Origin of the sequence: Franconibacter helveticus LMG 23732 (assembly GCF_000463115.2) — a bacterium.
GTDB classification, from domain to species: domain Bacteria; phylum Pseudomonadota; class Gammaproteobacteria; order Enterobacterales; family Enterobacteriaceae; genus Franconibacter; species Franconibacter helveticus.
The window spans coordinates 67,345-80,644 of the sequence record NZ_AWFX01000057.1; the positions used below are offsets into that span (position 1 = coordinate 67,345).

Here is a 13,300-nt window from a genome sequence, read left to right on the forward strand (position 1 = left end):
GGTCGTCATGCTAACAATACCGGGGACATGTTGGCTATGCCGGATGCCGCTCGCCCGCCCGGGCTGGGGAGTGTGCTCGCGCTGCGCAAAGCATCTGCAACCCTCGCCGCATTGCCCGCAATGCGGTTTGCCGGCCGCGCATAGCCGTTTGCCGTGCGGGCGCTGCCTGCAAAAGCCGCCGCCGTGGCAGCGGCTGGTGTATGTCAGCGACTATGCCGCGCCGCTAAGCGGACTGGTTCACCGGCTTAAGTTTCAGCGCCAGACCGCGCTTGCTGCGTCGCTTGCGCGGCTGTTGCTGATTAACGTGCTACGGGAAAAAAGAACCGTCGGGCTGCCGCCGGTAGACAGCATCATCAGCGTGCCGCTGCATCGCCGCCGCGCATGGCGGCGCGGCTTTAACCAAAGCGCGCTGCTCGCAAAGCCGCTGGCGCGATGGCTTGGCTGCCGGTACGAGGCTCACGCCATCAGCCGGATACGCGAGACGGCTGTTCAGCACCGCCTCAGCGCCAGGCTTCGGCGCCGGAACCTCAAAAACGCTTTCCGGCTTGAATTGCCGGTCAGAGGACTCCATATCGTTATTGTGGATGATGTCGTCACGACCGGCAGTACGGTCGCCCAAATCGCACGCCTGCTTTTGCAGCATGGCGCGGCGACTGTCCAGGTATGGTGCCTGTGTCGAACCTTGTAGAGCCTCGATGATGGGCGTATTATAACCGACTAAAATAGTCAACTATTAGGCCATTGTTATGATCCGTATTTCCGATGCTGCCCAATCACACTTTGCCAAACTGCTGGCAAATCAGGAAGAAGGGACGCAAATTCGCGTTTTTGTTATTAATCCGGGTACGCCAAATGCCGAGTGCGGCGTTTCGTATTGCCCGCCAGACGCTGTGGAAGCAACGGACACTGCTTTGAAATTCGATCAGCTTACCGCGTATGTCGATGAGCTGAGCGCGCCGTATCTGGAAGATGCGGAAATCGACTTCGTGACCGACCAGCTCGGTTCTCAGCTGACGCTGAAAGCGCCTAACGCCAAAATGCGCAAAGTGTCCGACGACGCCCCGTTGATGGAGCGCGTCGAGTATCTGCTGCAATCGCAGATTAACCCGCAGCTTGCAGGCCACGGCGGGCGCGTCACGCTGATGGAAATCACTGACGAAGGCTACGCCATCCTGCAATTCGGCGGCGGTTGCAACGGTTGCTCCATGGTAGACGTGACGCTCAAAGAGGGTATCGAGAAGCAACTGCTGAATGAGTTCCCGGAACTGAAAGGCGTGCGCGACCTGACCGAGCACCAGCGCGGCGAACACTCTTACTACTAACCGGCAGCGTCCGGTTATAAAAATCCGCCTTCATAGAAGGCGGCATTGATTACGCCCAGGAAGGGCGTACCAAAACCCTTAAAAAGAAGTCTCTGCCAGTTCTGTGAGATTTAAATCCAAAGACAATAAGGCAGAGCCAAAACCAGTTGATGACCACGCCACAGGACGTGGTTTTCAGTTGGCAATAAAAAAGCCCGCGTTGCGCGGGCTTTTTTTATTTGCTTTTCTTTGCCGGCGCATTCGCCAGCGCCGCTTTTTTCCGGCGATTATCGAGGTCTTTAATCAGTCGATTAACGTCGCCATCCGCGAACATTTGCTCCAGGCTTGTCGAGAGCTTACGCCGCCAGTTTTTATACTGGTAGCTCGTTCCCGGCACGTTTACCGGCTCTGCCATACCCAGCCAGTCCTCCGGCTGAAGACCAAGCAGTGCGCTATTGCTGTCGGCGATATAGCGCTGCAACCCCCGGTTTAGCGTGGCGGACATCGCCATTAACGAGGCTTTATGCCCGGTCCGCTTCGGTAAACAGCCATATTTATGCAGGCTGTCGAGCAGCCCCTGTTTCGCGCGCTCCCGGTCTTCATACAGACCGCTGAGCACCTCTTCATCGGGGTAAAGGCCCAGGGTTTTGCCAAGCGTCAGGTCGCCGCTCTCCCAGTAGCCCCGCAGCGTCGGCAGGTCGTGCGTGGTGGCGACTGCCATCGACTGCACGGGCCAGGCTTTCGGCGCGCGGAACTGCTTCTCATGGTCATTCTCGAAATAGAGCACTTTATAGGAGTAGACCCCGGTGCTGCGCAGCTTGCCGACAATCTCCACCGGTACGGTGCCCAGATCTTCACCGATAACCATGCAGCGGTGACGCTGGCTTTCCAGCGCCAGGATAGCCAGCAGGTCATCTACCGGATAATGCACGTAGGCGCCTTTGTCTGCCGTTTCGCCATACGGGATCCACCACAGCCGCAGCATCGACATGACGTGGTCGATACGCAGCGCGCCGCAGTTCGTCATATTCGCCCGCAGCAGGTCGATATAGGGCTGATAAGCGCGCGCGGCGATGACATGCGGGTCCATCGGCGGCAGGCCCCAGTTTTGTCCGAGCGGCCCGAGGATATCCGGCGGCGCGCCAACAGAGGCTTTCAGGCAATAAAGCTCGCGGTCGCGCCAGGTTTCCGCCCCCCCTTCCGCCACGCCGACGGCCAGGTCGCGGTAGAGACCAATCGGCATCTCGCGCTGCTGGCTGGTCTGCCAGCATTCGGCGAACTGCGTGTAAGCCAGCCATTGCAGCCAGAGGTAAAAATCCACCGCGTCGGCCTGCGTTTCGCAAAATGCTTTAACTTCGGCGCTGTTGATATCGCGACAGGCTTCCGGCCAGACCGGCCAGCCCCAGCGCATTTCATCTTCTTTGACCTGGGCTTCATGCAGCGCGTCAAAAGCTGCCTGCCAGTAGAGGCTCTCGCCCTGTTCCGCCACGAAACCGCGAAACGCAGCGGCTTGCTCGTCGTCCAGGCTGCGGGTGGAGAAACGCTTCCACGCCATGCGCAGCGCCGTGATTTTCAGCGCCGTAACGGAGGAATAATCCACCCACTGCGCGTCGCGCGCCGCCTTGAGCGTTTGCTGCGTGGTAGCAAGCCGCCACCAGGCCTGCGCCTCTTCGCTTAAGTGGAAATCCTCCACCGCGTTCACGTCGATATAAATCACATTCAGCCAGCGACGCGAGGAAGGGCTATAGGGGCTGGCGCTTTCCGGGTTCGCCGGATAAAGCGCATGGATCGGGTTAAGGCCAATAAACGCCCCGCCGCGATCGGCCACTTCCGCCAGCATGTTTTTCAGATCGCCGAAATCGCCGATGCCCCAGTTTTTCTCCGAGCGCAGCGTGTAAAGCTGCACGCAGGCGCCCCAGAGTTTTTTCCCCTCCAGCAACGGCTGCGGCTCAAAACAGCGCTTAGGCGCGATGATGACCCGACATTCCCAGCGCTTCTTCTGCCGCGTTAGCGTCAGGGTGTGATAGCCCAGCGGCAAACGCGCAGGCAGAGAAAGCGTTTCGCCGCCTTTCGCCTCGCCGCTGTGTTGCTGCCCCGTCTCGGTGACAAGCTGCCACTGGTAGTCGCCTTTGCCTTCCAGAGAGAACTGCATCCGGCTGCCGCGGGTGAAGACTTTCACATTCGGCACTGGCGTCGCCGCCGGCTTTGTCGCGCCAGCGGCGGTCAGGTTCATTGCGTCCAGCAGACGCTGTTTGGTTTCAGCGCCAATAGCCTGCGGCTTGCCGTGCGCGTTGATGTAGTTCGCTGCAATGCCCGCCTCCAGGGCGGCATTATTCAGGCGCTTGCTCTCCATGAATTATCCTTAGCGTTTCGCCTGCCAGATACGTTGTTGATAATCGCGAATCGACCGGTCCGAGCTGAACATGCCGCAACGCGCCGTGTTGAGTATAGCCGCGCGTGTCCAGGCTTCCTCATCACGATAAAGCACATCCACCGCCCGCTGCGCCTCAACATAGGCGTTAAAGTCCGCCATCACCAGATACGGGTCGCCGCCGTTTTTATCGAGGCTTCGCAGCATCAGATCGAAAGCCTGTTTGTCGCCGCCGCTGTAAATGCCCTTCTCCAGCTCTTTGAGCACCGCATCCAGCAGCTTGTCTTTCTTGCGCCACTTCACCGGGTCATAGCCTTTGGCTTTAATGGCTTTTACCTCATCCACGGTATGGCCGAAGATAAAGATATTCTCTGCGCCCACCTGCTCGGCGATTTCCACATTAGCGCCATCGAGCGTGCCTACCGTCAGCGCGCCGTTTAGCGCAAGCTTCATATTGCCGGTGCCGGAAGCTTCTTTACCGGCGGTAGAAATCTGCTCGGAAAGATCCGCCGCCGGGATCATCATCTCAGCGACCGAGACGTTATAGTCTGGCAGGAAAACCACTTTCAGCTTATCGCCAACGAGCGGGTCGTTGTTGATCGCCTGCGCCACTTTATTAATAGCGAAGATGATGTTTTTCGCCAGGTAATACCCCGGCGCGGCTTTCGCGCCAAACAGGAAAACGCGCGGCACGCGGTCCGCCTGCGGGTTTTCGCGGATCTCTTTATAAAGCGCAAGAATGTGCAGCAGGTTGAGGTGCTGACGTTTGTATTCATGCAGGCGCTTAATCTGCACGTCGAACAGCGCGTTCGGGTTGATTTCAATGCCGGTGCGGGCCTTAACAAACGCCGCCAGACGAACTTTGTTTTCTTGCTTGATCGCGCGGTACGCCTTGCGAAAGGCTGCGTCGTCGGCATATTTTTCCAGGTCCGACAGCGCGTCGAGGTCGTTCACCCACTCTTTTTTCAGCGTCTTATCAATCAGCGCCGCCAGCGCCGGGTTGCACTGCTTGATCCAGCGGCGAGGGGTGATGCCATTGGTCACGTTGTGGAATTTGTTCGGCCAGAGCTGGTGATATTCCGGGAAGAGATCTTTTACCACCAGTTCAGAGTGCAGCGCCGCCACGCCGTTAACCGCAAAGCCGCTGACCACGCACAGGTTCGCCATGCGCACCTGGTTATGGTGCACCACCGCCAGTTTTCCCCATACCGCGTCGTCATTCGGCCAGGTTTGCTGCACCTGCTTCTTAAAGCGTGCGTTAATCTCTTTGATTATCTGCATATGGCGCGGCAGCAGCGCGCGCACCAGACGTTCATCCCAGCATTCCAGCGCTTCCGGCATCAGGGTGTGGTTGGTATAGGCGAACGTTTTGCTGGTGATGGCCCAGGCGTCGTCCCAGCTCAGCTGGTGTTCGTCTATCAACACGCGCAGCAATTCAGGGATAGCGATAGTCGGGTGAGTATCGTTAAGTTGAATGACTTCGTAGTCTGCAAGCTCGTGCAGCTTGCGTCCCGCCAGATGATGACGGCGCAGGATATCCGCGACCGAACAGGCGCACTGGAAATATTGCTGCATCAGGCGCAGCTTTTTACCCGCCAGATGGTTGTCGTTCGGATAAAGCACTTTTGTGAGTTTGTCGGCGTCGATGCCCTGCTGCTCGGCTTTCAGGAAATCGCCGTCGTTAAAACGGGTAAGATCAAACGGCTGCGCGTGCGTCGCCTGCCACAGACGCAGCGGCTGAGCCACGCCGTTACGATAGCCGATGACCGGTAAATCCCACGCTTGTCCGGTAATGGTAAAACCGGGCACCCAGCGCAGCGTTTTCCCCTCTTTCACCACCTTGCCGCCAATGCCCACCCGCACATCCAGCTGCTCGTTGTGGCGAAACCACGGATAGCTGCCGCGATGCCAGTCGTCCGGCGCTTCCATCTGTTTACCGTCGTCAAAAGACTGGCGGAACAGGCCGTACTGGTAGTTCAGGCCATAACCTGTAGCAGCCTGGCCGACTGTCGCCATGGAGTCCAGGAAACAGGCGGCAAGACGCCCCAGGCCACCGTTGCCGAGCGCCGGGTCTGTCTCTTCTTCCAGCAAGTCGCTCAGGTTAACGCCATGATGCTGAAGCATTTCCGTTACCGGCTGATACCAGCCGAGGTTGAGCAGATTGTTGCCGGTAAGCCGGCCAATCAGAAACTCCATGGAGATATAGTTAACGTGGCGTTGCCCGGATGAATGGCTTACTGCTGGCTGAGCGGCAAGCATTTCCGCCAGCGCGCCGCTGACTGCGTGCCACCACTGGCGCGTGGTCATTTCTTTTGCGCAGGTTAAACCAAAATGCTGCCATTGACGCGTCAGGGCTGCCTGAAATTGTTCTTCATTAAAAGTGGGCTGTGACATAGGGAATCGGATCCTGTAGCAAAATAAACATCATTTTTTAATAGTGTGCCGCGCCCCCTGGCTGACTTCCTCATCCTGCCAGGTATTAGACGGGGAGGAGTAGCGGGGAGTAGCAAAAAGTGTGATCGACGGCACTCAAAGCGGGCGTTTCCTGCGAAAAGGCGTGCCCGCCATCACTTCAGTAATGTCGGAAATAATCGCTTTTTTAACCGGGCGCCCGCGCCCATTTTTAGGGTTGTAAACGGCAAAAATAGACCTAAAAAATGTCATCTTTATTTTTATGAAATAACGTTCTGAAAAGTAATTAATCATCGGAAATAATTACTCATTAATTAAAATAAATACGCGTCTGCGTTCACCTGGCTGATTATTGCTTATTTTTGCATCAGTAAATACGCAAATAATAGTAATTTAGCTGCGTAAACATTTTATCAGCTCGCGATTTTTCAGCCGCACGATCGGGCGCCAGCCCGCGCCAGCCGCCGCTTTCCTGCCAGCGAATGAAAATGACGCGTTTAATAAATAGAAGTGTGACAGAGAGCAACTTTAGGCTCACGGAATACGGACATAACTTGCAATAAACCGCGTTCTGAACGACCTTATAATCAGCATTAATTACGAGGCACAAAAAAAATCCCTATTCCTCCTGATTCCTGCACAGTGAAGTGACCACTATGTTGATACCGTCTAAATTAAGTCGCCCGGTTCGTCTGGAGCACACCGTAGTCCGCGACCGTCTGCTGGCGAAATTATCAGGCGCCAATAATTATCGTCTGGCGCTGATAACAAGTCCGGCCGGGTACGGTAAAACGACGCTGGTTTCGCAATGGGCCGCAGGCAAAAACGAGCTGGGCTGGTATTCGCTTGATGAAGGCGATAATCAGCAAGAACGTTTCGCCAGCTACCTTATCGCCGCCGTGCAACAGGCGACAGGCGGACACTGTGTCAGCAGCGAGGTCATGGCGCAAAAGCGTCAGTACGCCAGCCTTTCATCGCTTTTCTCGCAGCTTTTTATCGAGCTGGCGCAATGGGATCGCCCGCTGTACCTGGTCATTGATGATTACCATCTCATTTCTAACCCGGTCATACATGAAGCGATGCGCTTTTTCCTGCGCCATCAGCCGGAAAACCTGACGCTGGTCGTCCTTTCGCGCAACCTGCCCCAGCTTGGCATTGCGAACCTGCGGGTGCGCGATCAACTGCTGGAGATCGGCAGCCAGCAACTCGCCTTTACCCATCAGGAAGCAAAACAGTTTTTCGACTGTCGTCTGAACTCGCCTATCGAGCCTGCCGAAAGCAGCCGCCTGTGCGATGACGTGGCGGGCTGGGCAACCGCTTTGCAGCTTATTGCGCTTTCCGCGCGCCAGAGCGCCAGCTCCGCGCACCATTCAGCGCGTCGGCTGGCGGGCATTAACGCCTCTCATCTTTCCGATTACCTGGTGGATGAAGTTCTCGATAATGTCGACGTTAATACGCGTCAGTTTTTGCTTAAAAGCTCCTTGTTGCGCTCTATGAACGACGCGCTGATAGTGCGCGTAACGGGTGAAGAAAACGGCCAGATGCGGCTTGAAGAGATTGAACGCCAGGGGCTGTTTTTACAGCGCATGGACGACTCCGGCGAATGGTTCAGCTATCATCCGCTGTTCGGCAGCTTTCTACGCCAGCGCTGCCAGTGGGAGCTGGCCACAGAGTTGCCGGATATCCACCGCGCGGCGGCGGAAAGCTGGATGGCGCAGGGCTTTCCAAGCGAAGCGATCCACCACGCGCTGGCCGCCGGCGATTCCCGCATGCTGCGCGATATTCTGCTTAATCATGCCTGGGGGTTGTTTAACCACAGCGAGCTGGCCTTGCTGGAAGAGTCGCTAAAAGCGCTGCCGTGGGAGAGCCTGCTCGCCAATCCAAAACTGGTTCTGCTGCAAGCCTGGCTGATGCAAAGCCAGCACCGCTACAGCGAAGTGAACACCTTGCTGGCGCGCGCTGAGCAAGAGATGCAGGAGGCGATGGACGAGACGCTGCATGGCGAATTTAACGCTCTGCGCGCCCAGGTGGCCATCAACGACGGCGACCCGGAAGAGGCAGAAAGGCTCGCGATGATCGCCCTTGATACTCTGCCGCTGGCAAGCTTTTACAGCCGCATCGTGGCAACCTCGGTGCATGGCGAAGTGCTGCATTGCAAAGGCGAACTGACTAAGTCGCTCTCCACAATGCAGCAAACAGAGCAGATGGCGCGCCGCCACGATGTCTGGCATTACGCGCTCTGGAGTCTTATTCAACAAAGCGAAATCCTTTTCGCCCAGGGCTTTTTGCAGGCCGCATGGGAAACGCAGGACAAAGCGTTCACGCTTATCCGCGAACAGCACCTTGAGCAATTGCCGCTGCATGAATTTTTGCTGCGCATTCGCGCGCAGCTGCTGTGGGCCTGGTCGCGCCTTGATGAAGCCGAAGCGTCAGCGCGCATGGGCATGGAAGTGCTTTCAGGCTATCAGCCCCAGCAACAGTTGCAGTGTCTGGCGTTACTGGTGCAGTGCTCTCTGGCGCGCGGGGATCTGGACAATGCCCGCAGTCACCTGAACCGTCTGGAAAACCTGCTCGGCAACGGGCCTTATCACTCCGACTGGGTTTCCAATGCTGATAAAGTCCGCGTGATTTACTGGCAAATGACGGGCGATAAAAAATCCGCCGCTAACTGGCTGCGCCAGACGCCGAAACCCGCTTTCGCGAATAACCATTTCCTGCAAAGCCAGTGGCGCAATATCGCCCGCGTGCAAATTTTGCTGGGCGATTACGACCCGGCGGAAATGGTGCTGGAGGAGTTAAACGAAAACGCGCGCAGCCTGCGGCTGATGAGCGACACTAACCGCAACCTGCTGCTGCTTAACCAGCTTTACTGGCAGGCGGGACGCAAGAGCGACGCCCAGCGGGTGCTGATGGAGGCGCTGACGCTTGCTAACCGCACCGGCTTCATCAGCCACTTTGTGATTGAAGGCGAAGCGATGGCGCAGCAGCTTCGCCAGCTGATCCAGCTCAATACGCTGCCGGAGCTGGAGCAGCATCGCGCGCAGCGCATTCTGCGCGAAATTAACCAGCACCATCGCCACAAGTTCGCCCATTTCGACGAAAATTTCGTGAACCGGCTGCTTACGCATCCGGAAGTGCCGGAGCTTATCCGCACCAGCCCGCTCACCCAGCGTGAATGGCAAGTGCTGGGGCTGATTTACTCGGGCTACAGCAATGACCAGATAGCCGGCGAGCTGGCGGTGGCGGCCACCACCATCAAAACGCATATCCGCAATCTTTATCAGAAGCTTGGCGTAGCGCACCGTCAGGACGCGGTACAGCATGCGCAGCAATTGTTGAAGATGATGGGGTATGGCGTTTAAAGGTAGCCCTGCGGCGTAGCGAAAAGGCGGGTGGCGCTGCGCTGACCCACTCTGTATCAGCGCGGCGCGCTTACTTCATCTTCAGCACAACTCCAGTTGCACATTGTTCTCGCTAATCACTTTCATGACTCCCGCAGGCGGCATCACGTCGGTGTATACCGCATCCACAAGATTAATGCTGCCGAGGTTGACCATCGCGTTACGGCCGAATTTCGAGTGATCGACGACCAGCATTACGTGGCGGGAGTTTTCAATAATGGCGCGCTTGGTGCGCACCTCATGGTAGTCAAACTCCAGCAGCGAGCCGTCGCTGTCGATGCCGCTGATGCCGAGAATGCCGAAGTCGAGCCGGAACTGAGAAATAAAGTCGAGCGTCGCTTCGCCAATAATGCCGCCGTCGCGGCTGCGCAGTTCGCCGCCTGCGAGGATAATACGGAAGTCCTCTTTCACCATCAGCGTGTTCGCCACGTTAAGGTTGTTGGTCACAATCCGCAGGTTGCTGTGGTCGAGCAGCGCATGGGCTACCGCTTCAGGGGTGGTGCCAATATCAATAAACAGCGTGGCGCCGTTGGGTATTTGGCTCGCTACACGGTGGGCGATACGCTCTTTTTCCGCCGTCTGCGTCGCTTTGCGGTCGTGCCAGGGGGTATTGACCGAACTGGAAGGCAGCGCCGCGCCGCCGTGGTGGCGCAGGATCATGTTTTGATCGGCCAGATCGTTTAAGTCGCGGCGAATTGTCTGCGGGCTGACAGCAAACTGCTCCACCAGCTCCTCAGTGCTGACATAGCCCTGCTTTTTCACCAGTTCGATAATCGCATCATGACGTTGTGTTTGCTTCACACTCTTCTCCTGAAGTATCCCCGGATTTATGTTCGTTTTCGCGCATGAAGGGTATCCATCAGCGCCATCGCCAGCCCCACCAGCAACCCGGTAACGTGGGCGGCGTTGGCTATCGACAGGCCGAAAAGATCAAACCAGCCCGCAATCAGCCAGATCAGGGCAAAAGCAAGCAGCCCGCGCGGCATATGCAGCCCGCTTTGCGGGTCGCGCTCGCCGCGCAGCCAGACATAGCCCATCAGTGCGTAAACCACGCCGGAAAGGCCGCCAAACCACGCGCCGCTGTAGTGATGCTGGATAAAACCGCTCAGCAACGACGCGATAAGAAACAGCGTAAAGAGTTTACCGCTGCCGAGGCGCTTTTCCACCGGCCCGCCCAGATACCACCACCATAGCAGGTTGAAAGTAATATGCAGGATAGAGAAATGCAGCAAAGCGTGGCTAAAGTAGCGCCAGGCCTCATATTTCAGCGAAGGATCGAACGGCCAGGCCAGCCACACCATTATGGTCTGGTCTCCTGCCGCCTGCATCAGCAGATAAACCACGATGCAGGCCGCCATGACCAGCAGAGTTAGCGGCCCGGCGTTCTGCCGCACGGTGGCGAAAAAAGGAAAACGGCGATACGGCAACGGGTTGCCCGTCTGCCCGGTCTGCCAGCTGGCGGCCAGATAGCGCGGGTCGTAGGGGTTTTGCTGAAAGCGCGCCAGTTCAGCCTGCACTCGCTCCGCCTGGCTTTCGTCGGTAAGCCAGACTTCATATTCCTGCTGCGGCTTCACGGTCAGCGTGACGCCCTGCGTCGCCATGTAATCAACAAACGCCTGCGCCATGCGCGGATTAGCAAAAGAGGTAATTAACATCGCAAACTCTTTCGTTATCGGAAGAAGCGATGAGTATACCGGGTAAAAGGGCGACGACCGACAATTACTCCTCGCCGCGCGCCACTTCTGCCGGAAAATGACGGTGCCAGGCGTCGAAACCGCCGTCAACGCTGTAAACCTGGTCATAGCCCTGTTGCAGCAAATATTGCGCGGCGCCTTTGCTGCTGTTGCCGTGGTAGCACATCACCATGACCGGCGTGTCGAAATCGGTGTTCTGCATAAAGTTGACCAGCGTAGCGTTGGTCAGGTGAAACGCGCCCGGCGTATGGCCGAGTTCATAGCTCTGCGGATCGCGGATATCGACCAGCACCGCGCTTCCCTGATGCAGCTTCTGGTGCGCTTCTTCCACATTAATACATTCAAATTGATCCATGGTGCTTCTCATTGTTGGTTCGGGACAAAGGCTGAACCTTAAGTTTACGTGGGATCCGCATCAGGACGCCATATTGTTATTCACATCACATTGAATTGTTTTTTTACTGTTACCAAAAGCGCGTTCGTTTGCTATTATGAGCGATATCGAACATTTTTGAGCTTTAACGAAAGTGAATGAGGGCAGTATGGAAACCAAAGATCTGATTGTGATAGGCGGGGGCATCAACGGTGCCGGTATCGCGGCAGACGCCGCCGGGCGCGGACTTTCCGTACTGATGCTGGAAGCGCAGGATCTGGCCTGTGCGACCTCCTCAGCCAGTTCCAAACTTATTCACGGCGGACTGCGCTACCTGGAACACTACGAATTCCGTCTGGTGAGCGAAGCGCTCGCCGAGCGCGAAGTGCTGCTGAAAATGGCCCCGCACATCGCCTTCCCGATGCGCTTTCGCCTGCCGCATCGCCCGCATCTGCGCCCGGCGTGGATGATCCGCGTCGGCCTGTTTATGTACGATCATCTGGGCAAGCGCACCAGCCTGCCCGGCTCCGCCGGTTTGCGTTTTGGCGCGGATTCGGTCTTAAAACCTGAGATCAAGCGCGGATTCGAATATTCCGACTGCTGGGTGGATGATGCGCGCATGGTGCTGGCAAACGCGCAGATGGTGCAGAAAAAAGGCGGCGAAGTGCTGACCCGCACGCGCGCCACGTCTGCAAAACGTGAAAACGGCGAGTGGATTGTGCAGGGCGAAGATATTGATACGGGCGAAACCTTTACCTGGCGCGCCAAAGGCCTGGTAAACGCAACCGGCCCGTGGGTGAAGAACTTCTTCGATAATGGCCTGGAGCTGCCCTCCCCTTATGGCATTCGCCTGATCAAAGGCAGCCATATCGTGGTGCCGCGCGTACATACTCAAAAACAAGCCTACATTCTGCAAAACGAAGATAAGCGCATTGTCTTTGTGATCCCCTGGATGGATGAGTTTTCTATCATCGGCACCACCGACGTGGAATACAAAGGCGACCCGAAACAGGTGGCTATTGATGAAAGTGAAATCAGTTACCTGCTGAAGGTTTACAACGCGCACTTCAAAAAACAGCTGGGGCGCGACGATGTGGTCTGGACTTACTCCGGCGTGCGTCCGCTGTGCGATGACGAGTCCGATTCGCCGCAGGCCATCACCCGCGACTACACGCTGGATATCCGCGATGAAAACGGCAAGGCGCCGCTGCTTTCCGTGTTTGGCGGCAAGCTCACCACTTACCGTAAGCTTGCTGAGCACGCGCTGGAGAAACTCAAACCCTGGTACCCGTCCATGGGCGAAGCCTGGACGAAGGGCTGCGTATTGCCGGGCGGCGAAATAAATGGTGACCGCGACGCTTGGGCGGCGCAGCTGCGCCGCCGCTATGGGTTTATCAGCGAATCGCTGGCCCGCCGTCTGGCGCGTACCTACGGCAGCAATAGTGAGCTTATCCTCAATGGCGCGACCGACCTCAACGCGCTGGGCGAACATTTCGGTCATGAGCTGTACGAAGCCGAGCTGCGCTATCTGGTCGAGCACGAATGGGTGCGCCGTCTGGACGACGCGCTGTGGCGTCGCACCAAGCTTGGCATGTGGCTGACAGCGGAAGAACAATCCCGCGTGGCGCAGTGGCTTGAACAGCACCAGGGCAAAAACCGCGTAACCCTCTCTCTCGCCTCCTGAGTTTTATCTGAAAACGGCGTCCGGACAGCCTGTCCGGGCGCTTCATCGCCTGCTGCCGCTCTCG

Annotated in this window: 9 protein-coding genes; 4 read left to right on the forward strand and 5 right to left on the reverse strand. The window is 57.1% G+C overall.

What is annotated here, in order from left to right; all coding sequences use genetic code 11:
- Nucleotides 1-7: 7 nt before the first annotated feature.
- Both gntX and nfuA read left to right on the forward strand, forming a co-directional pair.
- Entirely contained in the window at nucleotides 8-688 is a 681-nt protein-coding gene (gntX, locus tag DW56_RS19820) for a DNA utilization protein GntX (protein ID WP_024554016.1), read from the forward strand.
- Between the two features lie 58 nt (nucleotides 689-746).
- Entirely contained in the window at nucleotides 747-1,322 is a 576-nt protein-coding gene (gene nfuA, locus DW56_RS19825; protein ID WP_024554015.1) for a Fe-S biogenesis protein NfuA, read from the forward strand.
- Between the two features lie 214 nt (nucleotides 1,323-1,536).
- Here the strand turns inward: nfuA and malQ are convergent, their stop codons facing one another.
- Nucleotides 1,537-3,654 carry a 4-alpha-glucanotransferase gene (gene malQ / locus DW56_RS19830; protein ID WP_024554014.1) on the reverse strand — a complete coding sequence of 706 codons (2,118 nt, stop codon included), beginning with the start codon at nucleotides 3,652-3,654 and terminating at the stop codon, nucleotides 1,537-1,539.
- Nucleotides 3,655-3,663: 9 nt separating this feature from the next.
- Nucleotides 3,664-6,066: a maltodextrin phosphorylase gene (gene malP, locus DW56_RS19835; RefSeq protein WP_024554013.1), complete on the reverse strand. Its 2,403-nt coding sequence runs from the start codon at nucleotides 6,064-6,066 to the stop codon at nucleotides 3,664-3,666.
- A 674-nt stretch (nucleotides 6,067-6,740) separates the two neighbouring features.
- On the opposite strand from malP, the gene malT reads away from it, so the two are divergent.
- On the forward strand, nucleotides 6,741-9,446 hold the full coding sequence (malT, locus tag DW56_RS19845) for an HTH-type transcriptional regulator MalT (protein ID WP_024554011.1): 2,706 nt from the start codon (nucleotides 6,741-6,743) through the stop codon (nucleotides 9,444-9,446).
- Nucleotides 9,447-9,527: 81 nt separating this feature from the next.
- Here the strand turns inward: malT and DW56_RS19850 are convergent, their stop codons facing one another.
- The 3 genes from DW56_RS19850 to glpE all read right to left on the reverse strand — a co-directional run bounded on the left by DW56_RS19850 (nucleotide 9,528) and on the right by glpE (nucleotide 11,534).
- The gene (locus DW56_RS19850; RefSeq protein ID WP_024554010.1) at nucleotides 9,528-10,286 is read right to left on the reverse strand and encodes a DeoR/GlpR family transcriptional regulator; all 759 of its coding nucleotides are present in this window, start codon (nucleotides 10,284-10,286) and stop codon (nucleotides 9,528-9,530) included.
- 26 nt (nucleotides 10,287-10,312) lie between these two features.
- Nucleotides 10,313-11,140 (reverse strand): rhomboid family intramembrane serine protease GlpG, encoded by an 828-nt coding sequence (gene glpG, locus DW56_RS19855; protein ID WP_024554009.1) that lies wholly within the window; start codon nucleotides 11,138-11,140, stop codon nucleotides 10,313-10,315.
- A gap of 64 nt (nucleotides 11,141-11,204) precedes the next feature.
- Nucleotides 11,205-11,534, reverse strand: coding sequence for a thiosulfate sulfurtransferase GlpE (gene glpE, locus DW56_RS19860; RefSeq protein ID WP_024554008.1), 330 nt, complete (start codon nucleotides 11,532-11,534; stop codon nucleotides 11,205-11,207).
- Between the two features lie 187 nt (nucleotides 11,535-11,721).
- Between glpE and glpD the strand changes: the two genes are divergently transcribed.
- The gene (gene glpD, locus DW56_RS19865; RefSeq protein WP_029590218.1) at nucleotides 11,722-13,236 is read left to right on the forward strand and encodes a glycerol-3-phosphate dehydrogenase; all 1,515 of its coding nucleotides are present in this window, start codon (nucleotides 11,722-11,724) and stop codon (nucleotides 13,234-13,236) included.
- Nucleotides 13,237-13,300: the final 64 nt, after the last annotated feature.

Excerpts from the sequence above, each read along its gene's own strand:
- gntX (WP_024554016.1), top strand. The coding sequence starts at position 8 with ATGCTAACAATACCGGGGACATGTTGGCTATGCCGGATGCCGCTCGCC.
- nfuA (WP_024554015.1), top strand. The coding sequence starts at position 747 with ATGATCCGTATTTCCGATGCTGCCCAATCACACTTTGCCAAACTGCTG.
- malQ (WP_024554014.1), bottom strand. The coding sequence starts at position 3,654 with ATGGAGAGCAAGCGCCTGAATAATGCCGCCCTGGAGGCGGGCATTGCA.
- malP (WP_024554013.1), bottom strand. The coding sequence starts at position 6,066 with ATGTCACAGCCCACTTTTAATGAAGAACAATTTCAGGCAGCCCTGACG.
- malT (WP_024554011.1), top strand. The coding sequence starts at position 6,741 with ATGTTGATACCGTCTAAATTAAGTCGCCCGGTTCGTCTGGAGCACACC.
- glpG (WP_024554009.1), bottom strand. The coding sequence starts at position 11,140 with ATGTTAATTACCTCTTTTGCTAATCCGCGCATGGCGCAGGCGTTTGTT.
- glpE (WP_024554008.1), bottom strand. The coding sequence starts at position 11,534 with ATGGATCAATTTGAATGTATTAATGTGGAAGAAGCGCACCAGAAGCTG.
- glpD (WP_029590218.1), top strand. The coding sequence starts at position 11,722 with ATGGAAACCAAAGATCTGATTGTGATAGGCGGGGGCATCAACGGTGCC.